The 22,100-nt window shown below is 41.6% G+C and carries 18 protein-coding genes and 1 pseudogene; 2 read left to right on the forward strand and 17 right to left on the reverse strand.

Features of this window, described 5'->3' with window-relative positions:
* Nucleotides 1-19 precede the first annotated feature (19 nt).
* Nucleotides 20-1,069 (reverse strand): N-acetyl-gamma-glutamyl-phosphate reductase, encoded by a 1,050-nt coding sequence (argC, locus tag OIU26_RS10845; protein ID WP_165079730.1) that lies wholly within the window; start codon nucleotides 1,067-1,069, stop codon nucleotides 20-22.
* 378 nt (nucleotides 1,070-1,447) lie between these two features.
* Between argC and OIU26_RS10850 the strand changes: the two genes are divergently transcribed.
* Entirely contained in the window at nucleotides 1,448-2,335 is an 888-nt protein-coding gene (locus tag OIU26_RS10850; RefSeq protein WP_165079731.1) for an SMP-30/gluconolactonase/LRE family protein, read from the forward strand.
* A gap of 93 nt (nucleotides 2,336-2,428) precedes the next feature.
* On the opposite strand, the gene OIU26_RS10855 is transcribed toward OIU26_RS10850, so the two are convergent.
* The 4 genes from OIU26_RS10855 to hpf all read right to left on the reverse strand — a co-directional run bounded on the left by OIU26_RS10855 (nucleotide 2,429) and on the right by hpf (nucleotide 8,484).
* Nucleotides 2,429-3,328, reverse strand: coding sequence for a YitT family protein (locus OIU26_RS10855; RefSeq protein ID WP_040102741.1), 900 nt, complete (start codon nucleotides 3,326-3,328; stop codon nucleotides 2,429-2,431).
* 97 nt (nucleotides 3,329-3,425) lie between these two features.
* Nucleotides 3,426-4,539 (reverse strand): peptide chain release factor 2 gene (gene prfB / locus OIU26_RS10860; RefSeq protein ID WP_264216833.1). Its coding sequence is split into 2 segments (ribosomal slippage): nucleotides 3,426-4,466 and nucleotides 4,468-4,539, totalling 1,113 coding nucleotides; the frame shifts between segments, so codons are not numbered across the junction.
* Between the two features lie 522 nt (nucleotides 4,540-5,061).
* Nucleotides 5,062-7,512: a preprotein translocase subunit SecA gene (gene secA / locus OIU26_RS10865; RefSeq protein WP_264216834.1), complete on the reverse strand. Its 2,451-nt coding sequence runs from the start codon at nucleotides 7,510-7,512 to the stop codon at nucleotides 5,062-5,064.
* Nucleotides 7,513-7,923: 411 nt separating this feature from the next.
* On the reverse strand, nucleotides 7,924-8,484 hold the full coding sequence (gene hpf, locus OIU26_RS10870; protein ID WP_016324800.1) for a ribosome hibernation-promoting factor, HPF/YfiA family: 561 nt from the start codon (nucleotides 8,482-8,484) through the stop codon (nucleotides 7,924-7,926).
* 435 nt (nucleotides 8,485-8,919) lie between these two features.
* Here hpf and OIU26_RS10875 point away from each other — a divergent pair.
* Nucleotides 8,920-11,107 (forward strand): annotated as a pseudogene (locus OIU26_RS10875) (hypothetical protein).
* 160 nt (nucleotides 11,108-11,267) lie between these two features.
* On the opposite strand, the gene OIU26_RS10880 reads toward OIU26_RS10875, so the two are convergent.
* The 12 genes from OIU26_RS10880 to OIU26_RS10935 all read right to left on the reverse strand — a co-directional run bounded on the left by OIU26_RS10880 (nucleotide 11,268) and on the right by OIU26_RS10935 (nucleotide 22,089).
* Nucleotides 11,268-11,465 carry a cold shock domain-containing protein gene (locus OIU26_RS10880; RefSeq protein ID WP_013373372.1) on the reverse strand — a complete coding sequence of 66 codons (198 nt, stop codon included), beginning with the start codon at nucleotides 11,463-11,465 and terminating at the stop codon, nucleotides 11,268-11,270.
* 345 nt (nucleotides 11,466-11,810) lie between these two features.
* Nucleotides 11,811-12,149 carry a hypothetical protein gene (locus OIU26_RS10885; RefSeq protein ID WP_049825482.1) on the reverse strand — a complete coding sequence of 113 codons (339 nt, stop codon included), beginning with the start codon at nucleotides 12,147-12,149 and terminating at the stop codon, nucleotides 11,811-11,813.
* 3 nt (nucleotides 12,150-12,152) lie between these two features.
* Nucleotides 12,153-12,545: a flagellar export chaperone FliS gene (fliS, locus tag OIU26_RS10890; RefSeq protein WP_264216838.1), complete on the reverse strand. Its 393-nt coding sequence runs from the start codon at nucleotides 12,543-12,545 to the stop codon at nucleotides 12,153-12,155.
* Nucleotides 12,546-12,565: 20 nt separating this feature from the next.
* A complete protein-coding gene (gene fliD / locus OIU26_RS10895; protein ID WP_264216839.1) occupies nucleotides 12,566-14,068 on the reverse strand; it encodes a flagellar filament capping protein FliD in 1,503 nt (500 codons plus the stop codon).
* Between the two features lie 12 nt (nucleotides 14,069-14,080).
* On the reverse strand, nucleotides 14,081-14,470 hold the full coding sequence (locus OIU26_RS10900) for a flagellar protein FlaG (protein ID WP_025365979.1): 390 nt from the start codon (nucleotides 14,468-14,470) through the stop codon (nucleotides 14,081-14,083).
* Nucleotides 14,471-14,722: 252 nt separating this feature from the next.
* Nucleotides 14,723-15,814, reverse strand: a complete 1,092-nt coding sequence (rfbG, locus tag OIU26_RS10905) for a CDP-glucose 4,6-dehydratase (protein WP_264216840.1) — start codon at nucleotides 15,812-15,814, stop codon at nucleotides 14,723-14,725.
* Nucleotides 15,815-15,823: 9 nt separating this feature from the next.
* Nucleotides 15,824-17,653 carry a glycosyltransferase gene (locus OIU26_RS10910; protein ID WP_264216841.1) on the reverse strand — a complete coding sequence of 610 codons (1,830 nt, stop codon included), beginning with the start codon at nucleotides 17,651-17,653 and terminating at the stop codon, nucleotides 15,824-15,826.
* Between the two features lies 1 nt (nucleotide 17,654).
* The gene (gene rfbC / locus OIU26_RS10915) at nucleotides 17,655-18,221 is read right to left on the reverse strand and encodes a dTDP-4-dehydrorhamnose 3,5-epimerase (RefSeq protein WP_264216842.1); all 567 of its coding nucleotides are present in this window, start codon (nucleotides 18,219-18,221) and stop codon (nucleotides 17,655-17,657) included.
* A gap of 225 nt (nucleotides 18,222-18,446) precedes the next feature.
* Nucleotides 18,447-19,343: an NAD-dependent epimerase/dehydratase family protein gene (locus tag OIU26_RS10920; protein ID WP_264217116.1), complete on the reverse strand. Its 897-nt coding sequence runs from the start codon at nucleotides 19,341-19,343 to the stop codon at nucleotides 18,447-18,449.
* Nucleotides 19,344-19,345: 2 nt separating this feature from the next.
* Nucleotides 19,346-20,041: a hypothetical protein gene (locus tag OIU26_RS10925; RefSeq protein WP_264216843.1), complete on the reverse strand. Its 696-nt coding sequence runs from the start codon at nucleotides 20,039-20,041 to the stop codon at nucleotides 19,346-19,348.
* 25 nt (nucleotides 20,042-20,066) lie between these two features.
* Complete coding sequence (rfbF, locus tag OIU26_RS10930; protein WP_264216844.1) at nucleotides 20,067-20,852, reverse strand: glucose-1-phosphate cytidylyltransferase; 786 nt, start codon at nucleotides 20,850-20,852, stop codon at nucleotides 20,067-20,069.
* 61 nt (nucleotides 20,853-20,913) lie between these two features.
* The gene (locus OIU26_RS10935; protein WP_264216845.1) at nucleotides 20,914-22,089 is read right to left on the reverse strand and encodes a class I SAM-dependent methyltransferase; all 1,176 of its coding nucleotides are present in this window, start codon (nucleotides 22,087-22,089) and stop codon (nucleotides 20,914-20,916) included.
* Nucleotides 22,090-22,100 lie beyond the last annotated feature (11 nt).

The following is a 22,100-nucleotide window of genomic DNA, read 5'->3' on the forward strand; positions in this document are numbered from 1 at the left end:
TGTTGCGTTTACGTGCTACTTACGGATATACCGGTATGAAGCCCAGTCCGAGGTTCTCCTCCCATCCCATCATCAAATTTAAATTCTGAATCGCCTGCCCAGCGGCACCCTTCACAACATTATCAATGACAGAAATAATCGTAAGACGCCCAGTACGGGCATCTGCTGCAAAACCGATGTCGCAGTAGTTCGAACCAAATACTTCTTTTGTTGCCGGCCATATACCTTCGCCACGTACACGGACAAAAGGATGGCCTTTATAATAATCCCGGTATAACCCGATAAGATCCTGATCCGTATGATCACCTTTCAACGTGACATAAATTGTACTCATGATTCCTCGCGTCATAGGCACCAACTGTGTCGTAAACGTAATTGTAACGTCCTCGCCCGCAACATCACCCAATACCTGTTCGATCTCAGGGATATGTTGGTGCTTATTCACCTTATAAGCCTTAAAATTCTCATTCATCTCCGCATAATGTGAAACAAGACTTGTTCCCCGACCGGAGCCAGATACCCCGGATTTGGCATCCACAATCAGTGACCGATGGTCAATCCAATCCGCCTTCAAGGCAGGAATAATTCCTAATAGTGTTGCTGTTGGATAGCAGCCTGGATTCGAAATGAAAGAAACACCAGCAAGCCTTTCTGCATACACCTCGCTGAGTCCGTATACCGCTTGCTTGAGATACTCAGGTGAAGCCGCAGGCTTTTTGTACCATGCTTCATACACTTCCCCGCTTCGGAGCCTAAAGTCCCCGGAAAGGTCAATCACCTTCAGTCCGGCATCCAGAAGCTGTGGGACTAATTTGGTGCTAACGCCTGATGGCGTAGCTGTGAAAACCAGATCAGCCTTGGCAGCAATTTCATGGATATCGACACCGTCCAAATCCTGTACCACAATATCCGTCAGATGAGGAAACCCATCACTAATCGGGACACCCGCGCTGGATGAAGAAATAACAGATACAATCTCCACCTGCGGATGATGAACCAAAAATCGAATCAGCTCCACTCCGCCATATCCAGTGGAACCGACAATTGCTACCTTTAGCTTGCTGCTCACAGACCTTCCTCCATTCCGTCCCTATGAAATATGTATTATTATACGACTCTATTCATATAAATACAACACCTCATGTCATGTTATTCCTCCAAATTTAAAATATGCACTCTTGCCCATTCTTTTGGCCGCCAAGCTGTACAGGCTACAATTAAGGAAAACAAAAAAGACAGACCCCCTTGCGAACCTAGTCTTCTATTTTGCATAAGAAAAGGAGCGTTCCCTTTATATATTATCTTGTATATTGGTATTCATCCGGTTTATACATTTGCTGCACTTATGTATTCGTTGGACATTGAATAGGGTATAAAGAGTGAGTATGTACGAAAATAAACCTATACGTTAGGGGTGCTACACATCAAAACATATACAGCGAATTTAGTGATAGATGCTAAAGCCAAGTTAGGCGAGGGTCCCAGTTGGGATCATCAGTCGCAACGTTTATTTTGGGTCGATATTGAGGGTTTTCAATTACACATTTACGATCCATCTACAGGCACAGATCGTACCATAGATGTGGGCGAACATATTAGTGCAGTTGTACCTTATCTTAAAAATAAAGTAATCGTAGCCATGATCAGCGGTCTATACTGTTTGGATATAGAGACAGGGACCAAAGTATTGATCCACGATCCTGAGGAAGGTCGGCCAGGAAATCGATTTAATGATGGTAAATGCGATCCTGCAGGACGTTTTTTGGCTGGAACAATGAGTTTAAATGGCGAACGCGCGCAAGGAGCATTGTATAGTCTGAGCACAAAAGGAAATGTCTCCTTACTGATTGATAATGCTTCCACATCTAATGGCTTAGCCTGGAGCTCAGATTACCGTACCATGTATTATATTGATACTCCGACCTTAGAAGTGGTCTCCTTCGATTACGATGTGACACAAGGTACTATTAGGAATAAGCAATTGGTAGCTAGATTGGATGAAAGTGAAGGATATCCCGATGGCATGACCATCGATGCAGAGGGCATGTTGTGGATCGCGCGTTGGGGCGGTAAACGTGTTTCTCGTATCCATCCTGCTCAGGGAGAAGTAATTGCTGAGGTTTCACTTCCAGTCAATTGTGTGACTTCGTGTGCTTTTGGCGGTGAACATCTGGATGAGTTGTATATCACAACTGCTCAAGATGGCGATAATACCGATCAACCACTAGCAGGCGGTTTATTTATGGTTAAAACTGGGGTAAAAGGAGTGCCGACCTCATACTTTAATCAAGGACAACCGGCACATTGGCTTGATCTATTATCAAAAAGGACTTGATAAAGCTGTTCTGAAAAAGCGAAAAGCCCACTACATCAGTGGGCTTTCCTACATTGATTCAGTTAAGAGCAGCGTCCAAAAGACCACATTATGCTAGCCTTCCCTTTTGAACCCTTCACCCAGTACCTCACGTGTATTACTAATAATCACAAAAGCTTCCGGGTCTACCAAGCGGACGAGCGTTTTGAGGCGGGTTACCTCGTTTTGCCCGACTACAACCATAAGTACAGGACGTTCTTCGTTCGTGTAACCCCCCCGTCCTGCAAGCTCTGTCAAACCCCGATCCAAATCCTGTAAAATCGTTTGCGTAATTTTTTCTTTTTGATTGGATATGATATAAGCTACTTTGGAGTAGCCCAGCCCCATTTCTACAGCATCAATGACTTTGCCGGTTACAAACAAGCCAATCAATGCATACAGGGCCCGCTCCGGCGATAGGGCGAAACCAGCTAGCGTGATTACCGTGCCATCCATGAGCATGACACAAAGAGAAAGGCTAAAACCGGTATACTTTTGAATAATCTGCGCCAAAATAGCCAGTCCACCCGTCGAGCCTCTGCCCCGAAACACAGTGCCCAAACCCAATCCTACTCCGATTCCACCATACAGCGAAGCCAGCAACGGATTTGTTGTCGGTACTGCCCAATCCTTCGTCACATAAACGAATAGTGGCAGCATGATGCTTCCCAGCAGGGAACGCAAGCCATACTTTTTTCCTAACAGCAGTACTCCTGCTATAAATAACGGAATATTCATTCCCCACTGCGTATAGGCCGGTTCCAGGCCAAACAGGTCCTCGCCCAAGATAGACAAGCCAGATACACCCCCGGATGCAATCCGGTTGGGCAGCAAGAACATGTTAAAGGTCAGCGCTGTAATAAAGGAGCCGAGTATAATCAGCAGGACATCGGTCACGTTACGTGCTGGTCCACTGGCGGCAATCAGAGGCTTACGCCTTCTTCGGCGGGCAGCGGGGGGATTCAATTGAGACATCATTCATGTTCTCCTTTAATAAAAAATACCGTCACACAAAAATTCCTACAGGCCGCAGGCACATGGACTGCGGTTCTGTAGGAAAACGTACAGGCAATTATTCTGCGTCCAGCTTAATTTGGCTGCGCAGGTAACCATCGATGAACGGATCGAGATCGCCATCCATAACAGCCCCTACATTGCCAGTTTCCACACTGGTACGATGATCCTTAACCATGCTGTATGGATGGAACACGTAGGAGCGAATTTGGCTGCCCCATGCAATGTCGGACTGTTCACCACGGATTTCGTCCAATTGCTGCTGTTGTTCTTCAATCTTGCGCTCGTAGAGCTTGGAACGAAGCATAGTCATCGCACGTTCACGGTTTTTGATCTGGGAACGTTCATTTTGACAAGTCACGACAATACCAGTAGGCAAATGCGTAATCCGAACAGCTGAGTCAGTCGTATTAATATGCTGACCACCTGCACCGCTGGCCCGGTACGTATCAATTTTAAGATCTTCCGTGCGGATTTCAATATCCACATCATCCGCAATTTCCGGTACCACATCACAAGACACGAACGATGTATGTCGACGACCAGAGGAATCAAATGGAGAAATGCGAACAAGCCGATGTACGCCTTTCTCCGCCTTGAGATAACCGTAGGCATTGTAGCCTTTGATCAACAGGGTTACGCTCTTAATTCCCGCTTCATCCCCTGCCAGATAATCCAGGGTCTCCACCTTGAAACCTCGTTTTTCTCCCCAGCGTGTATACATACGCAGCAGCATTTGTCCCCAGTCCTGAGACTCGGTACCACCTGCCCCCGGGTGCAGCTCCAGAATAGCATTAAGCTTGTCATAGGGCTGATTTAAAAGCAATTGCAGCTCAAATTCCTCCAGCTTGCCCAGCAGGGATTTGATACTGTTTTCAACTTCTCCAGCCAGCGCTTCATCGCCTTCCTCTTCAGCCAGCTCAACCATCATACCTGCATCTTCATATTCCTGACGCAACTGTTCATAGCTGTCCACAGAAGACTTCACAGCATTCATTTCAGCAATTACGCCTTGAGCCTTTTCGTTATCATCCCAAAAATCAGGCGCTGCCATCTTTTCCTCAAAGTTCGCGATCATTTCCTGTTTGAGATCTAAGTCAAAGAGACCCCCTAAGGTTTGTTAGTTTCTTGCCTATTTCTCGTAAATCATGCTTTACACTTGGATCAATCATGATGTCATTCTCCTTTTAATATAGGGTTAGGGGAAGTAAAAGCGTTGTGAGTTACGGCTGGTGGGTAGGCGCTGCACGAATGATTTGATCTTACGATCGCTGTTGCAGCGAGATGCCCTGATTAAAACAACACATTCAAAGGTTGGCATCTCACTGCAAAGGCGAACGCTGGCGCTTCTCCAGATTCAAATCCTTCGCTTCGCTCCCAACCGCCGTAAAGTCAAACTGCTTTTAAATAACAGGCTCTGGTATGTGAGCCAGATCAACTGCGGAATTGACTGACAAGCAAGCAGGGACCTGCTTGCTTGTCAGAATTGTTTTAAAAGTACTAGGAGAGCACAGTCATCGCCATATTCAACCTGACCATAACCTGCCATCTCACAGAAAAGCTATAAGTTGAAGACATCAGCGTCGTCCCCTGATGGCACAAAATGGCCGACGGTCAGTGGTTGAACTGCCGCCTGCCATTATATGCATTGCAGGGGATAGTGTATATCAAGATCTATCCCTTAATTTCAATCCTTATTTTCTACGCGGACGCGAAGGAGCGGATTTCTTTTTAGGAGCCGCAGGTTCGCCACTCGTAGAGATTTTATCTTCATCAACGACAGCCTGACGCTCTTGGTTGGATTCGATTTGTGCTTTCATGATGTATGTCGCAACTTCCTCTTGGATGCTGGCGATCATAGCATGGAACATTTCGAAACCTTCAAATTGGTATTCACGCAATGGATCAGTACCACCATAAGCACGCAAGTGAATACCTTGACGCAATTGATCCATAGCATCAATATGATCCATCCATTTGCTGTCAACTGCACGCAGTACGATAACCTTCTCGAACTCACGTACCATTTCTTCGCCGATCATCTCTTCACGGCTGTGGTATCTGTTGGTAACCTTCTCGAAGATCATATCGACCATCTCTTCTTTTTCCTTACCCCACAGATCGTCGCGCGAAAGTGTGTTTTCCTCAAGCAGATTGTTGTTCACATACTCTGCTACTTCATCCAGTTCCCAGTTTTCAGGGATATCATCACCACAGTGAGCTTCCACTACACGCTCAATGACAGGCTTGATCATGTCGAACACAATTTCCTTGATGTTCTCTGATTCCAGCACCTCACGGCGTTGTTTGTAAATAATAGCACGTTGCTGATTCATCACGTCATCATATTGGAGAACGACTTTACGCTGATCAAAGTTATTCCCTTCGACACGTTTTTGGGCTGATTCGATAGCACGTGAAATCATACGGCTCTCGATAGGTTGATCTTCCTCAAAGCCCAAGCGCTCCATCATATTCAGTACGTTGTCTGCACCAAAACGCTTCATTAACTCATCGCCCAGCGATAAGTAAAATTGCGTGGAGCCTGGATCGCCCTGACGTCCTGCACGTCCGCGAAGCTGATTATCAATACGACGGGATTCATGACGTTCTGTACCGATGATGTGCAAACCACCGAGTTCTGCAACGCCTTCGCCCAGTACGATGTCAGTACCACGTCCAGCCATGTTAGTAGCGATGGTAACCGCGCCAGCTTCACCTGCACGAGAAATAATCTCAGCTTCTTCGGCATGATACTTGGCGTTAAGCACTTTATGACGAACGCCTTTGCGTTTCAACATTTCAGAAAGAAACTCGGAGTTTTCAATAGAAACCGTACCTACCAATATCGGTTGGTTCTTTTTGTTACGCTCCAGGATTTCGTCTACCACAGCATGGAATTTACCTTTCACGCTCTTGTACACTACGTCAGGCATATCTACGCGCTGGTTAGGCTTATTCGTCGGAATTTGGAGCACTTCCAGACCGTAGATTTTTTTGAATTCTTCTTCTTCTGTTTTAGCTGTACCCGTCATCCCCGCCAATTTGCGGTACATACGGAAATAGTTTTGGAATGTAATTGTCGCCAGTGTCATGCTTTCATTTTGGACAATGATGTTTTCCTTCGCTTCAATAGCTTGGTGCAAACCATCACTGTAACGACGTCCAGCCATCAGACGACCTGTAAACTCATCGACAATCAGGACCTCACCATCAGCCACGACATAGTCCACATCCAAACGCATAATAGCGTTAGCTTTCAAGGCTTGTACGATGTGGTGATTGATTGTAACACTTTCCTGATCGTACAGGTTTTCAAGACCAAAGAAATTTTCAGCCTTGGATACGCCGTTTTCGGTCAAAGCAACTGACTTCACCTTAATATCCAGCGTGTAATCTTCTTCAACATTCAGACTCTTTACAAAACGATCAGCCGCAAAATACAGCTCGGTCGATTTTTGAGCTTGTCCTGAAATGATCAATGGTGTACGAGCTTCATCGACGAGAATGGAATCCACTTCATCAATGATACAGAAGTACAACGGACGCTGTACCATCTGTTCTTTGTAAAGCACCATATTATCGCGCAGATAATCAAAGCCGAACTCATTGTTTGTACCATACGTAATATCACATGCATAAGCTTCCTGTTTGGCAGCATGATCCATATTCGCCAGGTTCAGACCTACAGTCATTCCCAAGAAATTGTAGATTTGTCCCATTTCTCCGCTGTCACGTTGTGCCAAATAGTCATTGACTGTAACCACGTGCACACCTTTGCCCAACAGAGCGTTCAAATAAACCGGCAGTGTTCCCACCAGTGTTTTACCTTCACCGGTTTTCATTTCGGCGATTTTTCCTTCGTGCAACGCAATACCGCCGAGCATCTGTACGTCATAGTGACGTTTGCCCAGCACCCGCTTGGACGCTTCACGAACCGTTGCAAAAGCTTCCGGCAGCACTTCTTCAGCCGTAGCACCTTGTTCAATCCGCTCTCTAAACTCCGCCGTCTTGGCTTTCAGTTCCTCATCCGAGAGCTTCTCAAAATCAGGCTCTATTTTATTGATCAGTTCAACCGTCTTCATTAAACGTTTGACGTCACGTTCATTTGTATCCCCAAAAATTTTTTTGACAATTCCTAGCATGGTTTACCCCTTTCGCGCAAAACAATTAATAGAATCAATTTCACAATAAGAAAGGGTCCATGATGAAATTGATTCCCGATATGTTTGACAGGCCCGGCTATACCAGCCCATCGTGCGATGTCCTTTGCATAAATTGTAACAGTTTGTAGGACATGCCGCAACACAAGCAGCCTGCAGATTTGCATCCGGTTAAAGATACCAAAACAATTGACGCACGAAATACACAATTGGTTACATCGATCTAAGTTTAAATTTCCATTCATGTTTACAATAAACATATAAAAGAGCCCTATCCCGCCAGGTTCGCAAGGATAAGGCTCGTGTTATTATCATTTTCCTGATATCCATGAAGCATGCTTCAATCAAAAAGTTCTATTCATTTTAAAATGCAATAAGTTCTTGCTTTACAGGCTATTCTCGTTCGATCAGACCGTATTTACCATCATTGCGTTTGTAAACTACGTTAACTTCTTCGTTATCAATGTTAGCAAATACGAAGAAATTATGTCCAATCATGTTCATTTGCAGAATAGCTTCTTCCACATCCATAGGTTTCAATAAGAAACGCTTGGTGCGGACGACTTCCAGCTCATCCAATTCTGCATCCTCATCTTCAGCAACAGCCACACCACCAGCCGGATCTTCCACAAAAAGGGTTTTTAAACTGCCTTCCTGCCGGAATTTTCGGTTTAATTTGGTCTTGTGCTTGCGAATTTGCCGTTCTAGCTTGTCTACCACGGCATCAATGGATGCATACATGTCATCGCTTTCGTCTTCGGCACGGAGTACAAGCCCCGGCAAAGGAATGGTTACTTCTACAGTGTGCAAATCTCTGGTTGTGCTTAACGTTACACTTCCATCAGACGTCGGGGGTGCATCGAAATACTTTTCAAGTCTGCTGAATTTCTTTTCAACGTAGTCCTTCAAAGCGTCGGTAACCTCGATCTGTTGACCTCGTACTGTTAAGTTCATAGGGCACGCCTCCTTTGCCTCTTCAGTATAACACATATGTTAACGCCAAGTAAAAAAGGAGATCAACATTTCGAAGATTTTTTACAATTTTCCTCATGATTCGACAAAACACTTCTCATAACGCCATTCTATGAAAAGGGTCATGTTTAAATTCAGCTCGCATACATATGTGAATAATGAAGAGATATTTAAAAAGTTACTCTGCTGGTGTCATGACAAATCCACTATTTCGAGTTCATGCTATGTATTTTATCGACTGGGGAGGGGGTTATTTGTCAGACTGAATCCGGTATAGAACCTATGCTAAAAGCAAGACCTGACTATCATGCAGGCAATTTATACGAAAGGATCATTACACCCAGCCCAGCTGGCTCTTCCCCTGCAAAAATCCTAAGACAGCTAATTGGGGAGAGATGGAAAGTAGGAAGCTAATCCATGGCTTTTATTCAGCGTTATGCAACGAACCAGACCGGGGCTATTACCTTTATAGGAAATACACTCGGGCTGGCACGTTCTGCTTCGGTGGGGGTGCCGGGTACAGCGACCAGCATTGGTGCTTTCATCACGACCAATACAGCCTCTCGCTTCGGCACATATCCATTCGGCACGACTTCTGCTTTTGCCAGTAACTCATCGACGGCATTCCTTGTGCTCCCTGCGGGCAGTACCGTGCTATATGCTGAACTTATTTGGGGAGGAAGCTATGCCAACGGCAATACCAATGTATTGTCCAGCGCCAGCAATCCGATCACATTTCAGACGCCTGCTTTATCTACTACAGTCAGTCCCGAATCTGCAACATCATCAACGTCACCAGTCTCAGTACCTATGTGAGAACCGCAAATGTAACAAATTTGGTCATTCAAGGCGGCGCAGGGATCAGCAGCGCTACTGGCTCGGTCAACGTGGTAATAAGCGGGTTTGCCACGCCTGTACAGGGGACTTTGCGCGGCAGGGCGTTAATTAGCGCCCATGAGGGTGACGTGGATATCACCGGGGATCGTGCGTTGTTTGGACCTACCACATCCAACTTAACTGCGCTGTCTGGGCCCAACAATTTTTCGACTAATTTTTTTGCGTCCCAAATTAACGGGGATGACGGCACATTGGTCACGACGGGGACCTTCGGTACCACTAATACAGTTAATGTCGCTGTGTCTGCACCTAATATTCAGGTGACTAAAACATCCAGTCTGGCAGCTGCTGTAGTTGGAGATACGATCAGATATACACTAAGCATTACGAATAACGGTGTGGATTCCGTCACAGATACCGTTGTGACCGATACAATCCCAGCAGGTACTTCCTTCGTTCCGGGTAGTGTCCTTATCGACGGTGTACCTTTCCCTAACGCCTCGCCAACTGCTGGAATTGCCATTGGAAATGTCGCACCTGGAAATACATTTATCGTGAGTTTCCAAACTTCTGTCCAAAGCTTGCCGCAAACATCTCCACAGACCATAAGGAGGCCCAAGCAGGGGAAAACCTGACCTACACGGTATTCCATAATAACTTTGGCAACATTGCTTCAGAAGTTATTTTTCAAAATTTTGTCCCTGCCGGAACCCTGTACATTCCTGACAGCCTCCAGTTGAACACTCAAACGTTTGCAGAAGCCAACCCTGCTGTCGGAGTTAGTCTTGGATCTGTGGAACCTGGTCAGTCATTGACCCTGGCTTATCAGGTAACTGTATCCGAGACACCTCCATCTAGCTACATCGTAAATCAAGCTGCCTTTACCTACTCATTTACATTGCCTAGAGGAAGAATCGTACCGGGCACATTGACTACAAATACCGTGACGATCCCAGTGGTATTCCCACTGCTCGAATTGGTGAAACAGGTAAACACCTATGACGCCTCTGTAGGAGACACTCTTACCTTCACCCTTCAGATTACAAATAAAGGAGGAGTCTCGGCGTAGTTTCCGTTGTTTACGGACCTGTTGCCGCATGGACTTGTTTATGTACCCAACAGCCTGACTATCCAAGAGAAAGCACAGCCAGGCGCAAATCCCGGCACTGGTATTACGCTCCCAGATATTGCACCAGGGGAGACGCTCACCCTCACGCTCCAGGCACAAATTCGTGAAGCACCTGCAGATGGAACATTCAGCAACCAGGCCACCATCGAATATACCTCACGTCGTAGTAGTAAAAAGACCCTGCAGGAAACCACCCAAACCAACACTGTAGACGTGGCCGTCATTGCAGCTATTCCTAAACTTACACTTAGCTCCAGCGCTTTGCGTGTCGCGCAAGAAGATACCCTGTCCTTTACACTCCAGGTGCAAAACATCGGAAATACTCCATTGGAAGAACTATTGCTCACAGCACCATTCTCAGCCGAAGATTTCCTTGTACTGAGAACCGTCACCGTGAACTCAGTGCCGCTTCCGCATCCTAATTTGCTCCAAGGTATCCCATTAGGCCAGCTTGACCCTAACCACAAAGCCGTCATCGTCTTCTCCTTCGATATCGAATCTGCACTCCGTGCGTATCTGATCGCCCAGGCCATCCTGCGCTATCAGTTCCGTTATCCAGACGGACGCGTAGAGAAACAATCTGCCTCCTCCAATACCATTTTTGTGGAGATGGCTGACTTTGACAGTTCTCTAGAGTAAAGCGTTTTGTTATACTGAGCCCCTTCCCCAGTGGTAAGGGGCTTTTTTATGTATGTAGAAAACATAAAAAAGCCCTGGAATATATTCCAGGGCAGTTGCTAGCGCGTTATCCATTGCTAACCATCTTACCAATTATGTAGGTCGGCTATGCCGGGGATGATTATAATTTGGTTACGTTAGCGGCTTGTGGTCCACGTGCGCCTTCGACGATGTCGAACTCCACGTCTTGTCCTTCTTCAAGTGTTTTGAAGCCTTCTGTTTGAATTGCGGAAAAATGTACAAATACGTCGCCGCCGTCAGCCGTTTCGATGAAACCATAACCTTTTTCTGCGTTAAACCATTTTACTTTACCTTGCATGCACTAACATTCCCTTCGTCATCAAATGAAGTGAAGCTCTCGCCCACATTTTTGACTATACCACCCAAAGTTATCCATTGTCAATTGGAATTGATAATGTTTTCATGTATAGTTATTCCATATATAATACAATGGGTAAATAGTCAACAACTTTGTTCCTTGATCTTTAGAACTTGAGCTAGAGCAGACTTACAAAACATGTTTAAACTATATTTTAGAGTCTGAAACGATAAATTGATAGATTTTTTTGCCTTTGAAGGTGCTTTTCTTTATTTAGAAACTATTTAATTGTTAAAAAAGCTCTCGTTCACACAATAAAGCGTGTTAGACGAGAGCTTCTTGAATTTATTTTCTACGATCCATCAGAAAGCTATCAGGCGTATAGTTAGATTCATAAGCATTGCGTTGAGATTTGGCTATATTTCTTTGGACAAGCCAATTTTGGGCTTCCTGTTTTAGCGATTGCATACGCTGATCAATTAACGCATCATAGCCTAGAATAGACTCTAACTTCATTTTTTGCTCTTCTGTCATTGATGAATTCCCCAAGGCATTTACCAGTTGATCTACCTTCATTTGACGAACTTCGACAAAAATTTCAACTTCCTCGTAATTTGTCTCATTCAGTCGAAGTATGAATTGTTGGGTTAGTTGCTCCAATTGGGATAAAGCTTCATTTATCATAGCTTACTGTTCCGTTGACAATGACATACCTACCGTCAGCTTGTTCACTGTAACCCAAGTTTCACGCAATTCTTGCAGATAACCCAGCACCTCTTCACCTGACTCAATCTTTTTCTTGATATTCGTTTGAATCAATAAATAGTTCATATACTCATATAAAGCATATAAATTTTTGGAAATATCATACGAGTAGTTTAAAGTAGACATTAACTCACTAATAATACTTTGGGCTTTGACCAAGTTTATGTTGGCTTTAGCAATGTCATTGGATGATATCCCATCAAGACCGGCCCTTACAAAGCGAATAGCACCATCATATAGCATAATAATGAGCTGACCTGGAGTAGATGTCTGCACTGAAGACTGTTTATATTTTTCATAAGGAGATGAGATCAAACCAACCACCCTTTTCTAGACTATTGTAAAAAGCTTGTCAAACTGGACGACTGCGACTGGTACTTGCTCATAGCCTTTTCCATAGCCGAAAACTGCTTATAATAGCGTGTTTCTGCATCAGCAAGTTTTTTGGTCATCTCTTTAATATCGCTGTTATAGTTTTTAAGCTGCTTTCCCATTATACTGTCAGCCTTTAAGGTCATACTAGCATTTGTATCGAATTTTGATGTACCTGCTTTTTTTACAAACATATCTAACGTAGTATCAAGCTTACTTCTCAACTCGCTAAAGATGGGCTTGCTGTTTATATCAGCAGACGACCCTTTGAATATATTCAGAACCTTATCAGGATCTGTTGTCAAAGCTGCCTTCAGCTTCTCTTCATTAATTTGTAATTTCCCATTCTCGTAGTATTGACCTGTTGTAATACCAACTGAACTTAAACCACCTAATTTACTAGAAATAATCATTCGCATAGAAGAGACAGCAGAACTTAAAATCGTATCATTTTTGAGGAGACCACTTTTCGCCTTTTCTTCCCACTGCTTAATTTCATCTTCCTTCATGTCTTTCCTTTGATCGGCTGTCAGTGGAGGGAAATCGCGATACTTTTGTTCACTTAGTTTCGTATTAAATGTACTTAATAGGTCATTATAAGTATCCACAAAAGATTTAATGGTCTCCATAGCTTTTGTGGGATCTGACTGGGTTGTGATTTTAGCTGGTCCAGTAGTTCCAGTAGTCTCTAATAGAGTCAGCGACACTCCATTAACGACAAGGGAGTTGTTATCAGGATTATAAGTTTTGGAACTCGAATCTGCAGTATTCGTTACTATAACTTCCCCTTTTTCAGCCGCCTTTACATCTGTAGAACTAATTTGGAATAAATCCATGAGCGTACTGCTTTTAGCCTGCTTATCAGCACCAGTTAATTTAATATTATTTTTATCCCCATAATCTTTAGCTGTAATAGAGAACTTGCCGCTGATTTCATCAAAGTTTGCTGTTACGTTCGCCCCTTCTGAATTGATACGGGCCATCACTGTAGATATTGTATCAGTTTTCAGAAACGTGATTGTTTTGTCATTGATATTTAACTCATAAGTATCAGACGCGCTGCCACCTGCAATTTGCTCCAATGTTGTATTTTTAGTAGCATCTGCTGTACTGCTGCCCGCTGTACGTAGACCTGTAGAGGTCTGCATATTGGACTTTGTTGCTAACTTGTTAACGACTACAGACATAGGTGTAGAGCTAGCATCAGCATTAGCCTCCGCTTTAATAGCCGTTGTATTACCAGTTAACGTAGCCTTCTGAGTGTTCATTTTGTCAGACTTAGTCATTAAATCGCGCAACTTATCGCTAAACTGAACGATCTTAGTATTTAATTCACGGTAACTATCACGCGTCCACTCTAATGTCTGCTTCTGCTGATTTAGCTTGTTTAACGGGGTTTTCTTGGCAGTCATTAAAGATGTAACCATGCTATCTATATCCATTCCTGAAAAACCATTTATACGCATCTAATTGCCTCCTTATACTTTTTCATCTATGAGAATTCCTGCAATCTCCATCATCTTTGCTACTAAATCAAGCGTCTTTTCAGGAGGAATCTCCCGAATCAATTCTCCTGTGTCTTTATTGAGAACTTTGACCAAGATCTGATGTGTTTTTTCATGCACACTCATTTCCAACGTAGTTGTAGGTCCCTGAAGAGCCTTAACAGCTTTATCTATTGCCTTAATAAGTTGCTCATCCCCCATGGAGAATGAAACTCCCTGCCTTTCAAGTTTGCTTAATTCTGAACCACTTCTTACGGCTTGTATTAGTTGGTTATCCTGATGAGCTACAGCCTCGCTATGTTGACTTATCCCGCTTGTATTACCACTCACCACATTTGTCGAAAGAGAGAATTGCAGATTCATCTTACAACCTCCGATGGGATTATTTATTATATTTATCGGTTCGCAATGTACGAGTTTGAATAGAATGTTTAAAATTGATGACCTCTATATATTAGGGTCATTAAAATTACAAGCTTTCATTTTTAATATATATAAAAAAAGGTAGAACCTTCAAAACTTTCCGCTTGAAAGCCCTACCTTATTCATATGATAACTAAAGGAATAACGCCCTTCTGTAAAGATTAGTTTCATACTGTGCGATATAACTTTCTGTTATCCATCCAAACAATCTGCTTCATAATCAGCAATCTGCTGCTCACACAGTTCCTTTATATCTCTGCCTTGCAAATAACCAACAACCCATTGAATAGTAGCATCCAATGCTCTATCCAATTGCCACCTTGGAGCCCAGTTAAGCTCTTTCAACGCCTTGGAGCAGTCCAGCTTGAGCATATTCGCTTCATGCATATGATCCTGTCTTATTACCTGATACCCAGGGTGTACATAAGGCCATCTGCTAAGCATCTGTTCGACTATCCATTCGACTGACCTAGCATCCCAGTCTCGCGGTCCAAAATTCCAAGCTTGCGCATATTCCTCGCCTTCCAGATATAGACGTTGACAAAGCATTAGATACCCAGATAACGGCTCCAGTACATGCTGCCAAGGACGAACAGCTTCGGGATTTCGGATTGAAATTTGTTCTCCATTCGTCAACGCTCTGATTAAGTCAGGAATCAAACGATCTTCAGCCCAATCGCCTCCTCCGATCACATTTCCTGCTCGTGCTGTAGCTACTCTGATATCGGATGATTGAAAAAAGGATCGCCGAAATGCTGACGTAATCAGTTCTGAGCACGCTTTACTGCTCGAATAAGGATCATATCCACCTAAAGGTTCATTCTCACGGTATCCCCAATGCCACTCTTGGTTTTCATAGCATTTATCTGTTGTTACATTTAAAATTACCCGTACCGAAGGACAACTACGCGCAGCCTCCATTATATTAACAGTCCCCATTACGTTTGTAGCGTATGTTTCGACTGGACTCTCATATGATTTTCTAACCAGTGGTTGTGCTGCCATATGAATAATGACTTCCGGATTCGCCTTCTGCATAGATTGTTTTAGCTTTTCAAAGTCTGTCACATCACCATCTATAACAGACTCAACCAAAACCTCCCCTATATTTCCCAAATCAAACAAGGATGGAGTTGAGGGAATATCTACGGAATAACCCGTAATATGGGCCCCCATACTATGAAGCCACAGGCTAAGCCAACTTCCTTTGAATCCAGTATGTCCAGTAAGAAATATACGTTTTCCCAACCAAAAGTTACGACTTACAATGCCTGATTTCCCCATACAAGCTTCTCAACTTTCATATAGATTATTTCCAGTATAGCTCATTTGATATATTTCGTACGTACTCTTTAATAGGGACTTCAAGTAATTCACTTCATTTTCCTTTCCATCACCTAAAAACTGAGCTATGTTCTCAACCATCTGTTCACTCTCAGGATTACGTTGTGGAGTATAATTCACAATTGAAAAAAGCTCAAAACCATAGGTTCTTGCTTGGGCACAAACCATGTCACGAATGTAGATCTTACGATTATGAATTGAATTTGATGAATTCAACATTGCATACAATGTCTCTATACTAATAGTATTGTTAACCGTAAAAACCAATTTACCATTAGCAGCCATTGTGTTAGCAAGGCTAGAAAAGATAGTTTCCAGACTATCTGAATAACAATCCAGTGGTTTTTCAATGTATACTAAGTCAATATTTTTTTGCGGAATTTCTGGCAGTTGATTTAAACTATTCAGCGGAAACACCTGTTCCGCAATACTACTGACATCTACATCATATCTTCGTTCTGTTGTACAAACAGATAACTTTGGTTTTTTTCCATGTAATGACCAAATACGATTTTTTATTTGCAATAAAGTAGCTCCGCATTTTACGTCAATCCCAAGAATTGAATTTACGTTGGAAAGAAGACCTGTTTCTATATCCAGGTATGTCGAACTCATGCGCGCGTCCATCCAAGCGTCAAGTCCGTATTTTTCTATAAAAGTTTCCCGGCCTTCTTCGAGAGAATTGGTCTGATGGTCAGTTACCGTAGTCAGACTACCATAATGATGCGTTACTGTATCTCCACAATATATGAGTTTATAACCAGCACGTCTAATTCTAAAACTGATATCATCATCCAAAAACTCACCACGGAAAAAGCGAGTATCATAATATCCGATTCTACTTAGAAGTGCTGTTGGACAACACAAAACGTTAGGTAGTAATACCACGCGTTCTTCCCATTTAGAAGGATCGCTTACATTATATTCTTTAGCCCTTTTTTGGAAGTCTTCTTTAGATATAAATGGAATGGAAATCTGTTGTAAATTAGAAATAGAAGTCGCCCCTGGGGAGACAAAGCCGATTTGATTGTCTGATTCAATGCAAATCATTAAGTTTTTCAACCAATTTGGAGTAAAAATAAAGTCGTTACATACAGCAGCAGAATATTTCCCTTCTGCTGCCATCAGGCCCATGTTGAACCCTTTAACAAGATGTATATTATATTTTAAATGGATAACTTTTGCACCTGGAATAGAATCAAAATACTCTTTAGTCCCATCTGTAGATCCATTATTTACTAGAATTAATTCATAATCTACATTATCAGTATTCATTAGAATACTCTCCACACAATCTCGCGTATAGCTGAGATTATTGTATGATAATAAAACGACACTGACTTTACAGAGTGAATTCACACCTTTTGTAGAAATATCATTATGATCCACGACTCCTAGTTCCGGATAGAACCGTGGATAATCTTGTTTGGTAACCAAATTTTCTACAATATAGGCAACCTCAAACTCTAATATTCTATACAATGAACTAAAATGGAAGCGAAAATCATATAAAAATAGTTCCACATTACCACGGATTGCATTCTCTTTAAGCTCATTGATATAAAACATAATGTTAGCGTTAATTTCCTTCACTCGGTTAGGAGTAGCTACTGTAGCAGTAGAACTTTCCACCACACTCAGTAGATCTGACAGATCATTTAAAATCGCAAGATCCGAGGTATTTAATTCCCCACTTTGAATACAATTTTCTAAATACCTGATTCCTTCATGTCCAACTTGCAAAGACTGAAGGAGTTGCGTAGCTGTATAATTATCCATCTTACTCTCCCTTTTGTAACGAAACTCCATCAGTATTCATATTGAAGTCTTTCCAATTTTCATCCTTCTTTGAAATAGTTAAATGATCTATCTTAGGCCACTTTATTCCAAATGCTTGATCATTCCAACGAACTCCCGATTCGTGGGAGGGAGTATGATTTTCACTCATTAAATAGTGAATTATTGTATTATCAGTCATTGTTTGATAACCATGTGCAAAACCTTTTGGTATATATAAAGATAAGCAATTCTTATCAGATAGTGTTAACCCGTACCACTTTCCAAACGTAGAGCTTTCACGATTGAGATCAATAATGACATCATATATTGTGCCACTAAAGCAAGTAACAATTTTATCTTCACAATAAGGAGGCAATTGAAAATGCATACCTCTCAGAGTCCCTGCTTTCTGGTTAAATGTCACGTTAGATTGAGTCATTTCGAAGGAAATTCCATACTTCATCATTGTTTTTTTGCAAAAACTCCTAGCAAAGTAACCTCGTTCGTCTTTAATAGGTTCTAATTCAATTACCATTGCTTGGTTCAAAGGTGTAGAATGAATTAACATCTATATCCCCCTATAATCCTCAATAATCTATTTAACAAGGATTTGTTCAACGCTACGATCTCTTCCAGAGAAGTTAAACGGATAAGTTTTTCTCTTTTATTTGAAGAAATTATTCCGCTTATTTTTTGAAAGTTTAAAATTATAATGGATTTTCAAAAAATTGTTTATATTATTCAATTAACACAAACTTAATATTAGTACATCATAATTGACTAATTCCTTCTGTCAACGCGTAAGAAGGGCTTCCAGCATTTCATTAACAAACTTCTCCATGTTATCTGTTGGTAAAATTTCAAGATCTTTATATAGACTTGTAAATTGAAATTGAATGGCCTGATCTTCTCCTTCTGGTCGAATAATCTGCACTGGAAGATTGAAGTTTTCTAATGCAACCTTTTGAACCAAATATGCATAATGCAAGATGCTCATAGTTTCCTTACCATAAGCATGTATAACACGATTAATCGGTTTTTTTTCTAGCGTCCATAATACTCTTTTTAACACATCAGAAACCCCTACAAAATTACGAAGCTGATTACCTGAAGTTAAAAGCGTTATTCGTTGCTGCTCTACTGCTTCCTTACAAAATAGAAAAGGTACTAAATTCCACCTCTTGAACCGTTCTAGATTTACTGGGACTCCAAAAAGATTAGACGGACGGATTATCCATGCATTGATTTGTTTGTTACGATCAAACATTCCAGCAGTTTGTTCAGCTGTAACATGTGCAAGTCCATAGTCACTACTTGGCGTGACGCAGGAATCCTCTCTTAATAGTCCACTTTGTTTTCCGAAAACATGAAAACTCGAGAGATATATAAAATCACGAATGTTATTATTCTTACAAAAATCAATTGCTGCATGTATTCCAGCTGCACTTTCTGATAAGGCACGATAAGGTTCATGTCTGTAAAGGTCTTCATTTGGAGAAACAGTGTGTATCATCGCATCAATACCTGAGTATTTTAAGAGTGATACCTTCGATGGAACCGAAAAATCCATCATAATGTCCCCGTCTGAGTCTCGTGTAGCCGTGATAACTTTATAATTATTATTTTTCAGCAACTGTGCTATATGAAGCCCTATATAACCATTTGCACCGCTGATTAAGACTGTCTTCACTCTCAAAGATCATCTCCATCTGGTATGATTGGAACATTGAAAAATGACTGGACCCATGGTGTTTTAGCCCTTTTAATAGCATGCTGTCCTGTATCAATATGGCGATAATAGAGGGATCTGCTATCCAGATTCCTATTTCTAAGCAAGGCTTGGTTTCCAATTGTAACTAGATCGCCCACAGTACAATCTCCGATAATCGATGACTGAGGAGCCAAAATAACTCCTTTCCCCAGCTTAGGATAGATTCCATTAATAGCACCTACAGTACACCCTTGATAACACACAAAAAAATCACTGTAGGATGCTTTACCTAATACAACACCACCATGTACAATAAGGAAAATGTTGGGCATATTTGCATCATACATGCATACTACCCCATTTAAAGCCTTATTTAAACAAAATAGCTTGGACGCCAACTCAGAATCCTCAAATCTTTTCCATACTGAATTAGACAAAAACCATAAAAATAGCGTGTATTGATCTGAGTGCAGATGTGAGAAAAATGTATTACCTTGATGATGGTAAGCTTGTAATGAAATATGCTGAAAACAATACTCAGTACGTTCAAGTGCATGATCAAACGAATTTTTAAATAATATATCTTTACCTAATAAATCATTATCAGGATAAAAATTATTTAACTGATGAAGAACATAATTTTGCAGATCATCCGTCGTTAAAGTTAGTTTAAACATGCTACTCCACTCCATAGAATTTGTTTTATGAATCTGACCATACCTTCCAAGGAGCCTTCTGCTTCTCCCAAAGCTCATCAAGGATAATCTTTTCACGTATAGTGTCCATAGGCTGCCAGAAGCTATGGTGTCTAAAAACGTTCAATTCCCCATCTCGCGCTAAGTTTTGCAAAGGCTCCTGCTCTAAAATTGTTTTTTCCGTGTCTTGAATATAATTGAAAACTTGAGGCTGGCAAACCATGTACCCACCATTAATCCAGCCTCCATCTCCTTTTACTTTTTCAGTAAATCCTCTAACAGACTCACCTTCCAATTCAAGTCGACCAAATCTTCCATCTGGTTGCACTCCGGTAATGGTAGCCAATTTCCCACCTTCCCTATGGCAATTCACCAGTTCTTCAATATTAATGTCTGCCAAGCCATCGCCATATGTAAGCATAAATGGGTTATTCCCTATATAAGGTTCAATACGCTTTATACGGCTACCAGTCATTGTATTTAAGCCCGTCTCGACCAAAGTGACTTTCCATGGCTCAACTGAATTTTGGTGAACTTCGACAGCGTTACCAGAGGTGAAGTCGTAGGTAATTGCTTCTGACATATGACGATAATAATTTGCAAAATACTCTTTAATAATATAACCTTTGTAACCCAAACAGATAATGAACTCATTATAGCCATAATAAGAATAAGTCTTCATGATATGCCAAAGTATTGGGGCGTCCCCTATTTCAATCATGGGTTTAGGTCTTAAATGGGATTCTTCGCTAATTCGCGTTCCCCTGCCCCCTGCTAAAATAACAACTTTCATCACCACTCACATCCTTACTTAGATTTCACCCTGTGCAATCTCACCAACTAGGTACAGCAAATTACTTTTTTTCACTTTCAAGGAAACATTCCAACCATATATTGAAACTCTCTATAACTCCCGATTCCAGCACAAAAAGAGCTCGCGGAAAATCATTATTATACGTAATTTGAAAATCTAATAAAGCACTCTTTAGCTCATTCGTTTTAATTTTTAAGTCTTTATTATAAAGTTTCTCACAAAGCGGAATCATTTCTTTCTCCAGCTGACTTGCTGCCTGTACCGTATCTGCAGTAAGAATTTGAAGCATCTCTGATTTTCCCTCAGTGATGTTTTTGTAAATAAATTGAATTGCTTCCTTCATAGTATCAACCAATTCTAAAGTATCCTCTCGATACACCGATTCCATTTTTAATAACATATCTTTGTCTTCTTGAGTAATTCTCTTATACCAGACAAGACTTTGATTGAACCGATTATAAGATCTTCCAAAAATATCATCCAAGGCTTTAATTACTCCTGTATGATAACCCTCTATACCGTCTAAATGTTTATTGTTACCATGCAAAAGATGAGGAGGAAGTTCATCTGCATAACACTCACAATCATGCCCCATTAATAGTCCGCCTACTTTAATTTTCCTTATTCCTTTGATTATATCCTGATAAACATAGTCATACGTATGGTTAGCGTCGACAAAAATAATATCAAAATAATCATCCTGCAGAATGTCCATACCCACCGTTGAATCACACACAATAGGTTTTATATTGTCATAAACACCAGCATATCTCATTACACTTTTAAAATGTTCGAATGCATTCTCATAATTTGCAATATTATGGCTTGCTGTATCCGGACTACCTTGCCATGTATCCATACAAAATAGGAAATTACTATCTGAGAACGTTTTGAGACTATTGGCAAAGAAATAACTTGAACACCCGAACCAGCTTCCCACCTCTAAAGCCCTGATCCCCGAATGCTTTCCAGCCATTAATTCGTTGTATACAAGGCTTGTAAGTGCCACGATATCAATCATGGTAGTTTCGCCGTAAGTGTACTTTTGTATAGTTGAGTAGTTTTCCAGCATATGAATGTATTCCTGTAGCAGCTTTGACGAACTTATCGTTGTAAGGTTATTATGAATCCCCCCGAAATGCAGAACAGTTTCCGAAGTATTATTTTGTGTATTTACCAACTTAACTTCATCATTTTGGAATGTAATTTCGATCACGAGAGTTCCCC

This window comes from Paenibacillus sp. BT-177 (assembly GCF_025846815.2).
Taxonomy (GTDB): domain Bacteria; phylum Bacillota; class Bacilli; order Paenibacillales; family Paenibacillaceae; genus Paenibacillus; species Paenibacillus polymyxa_C.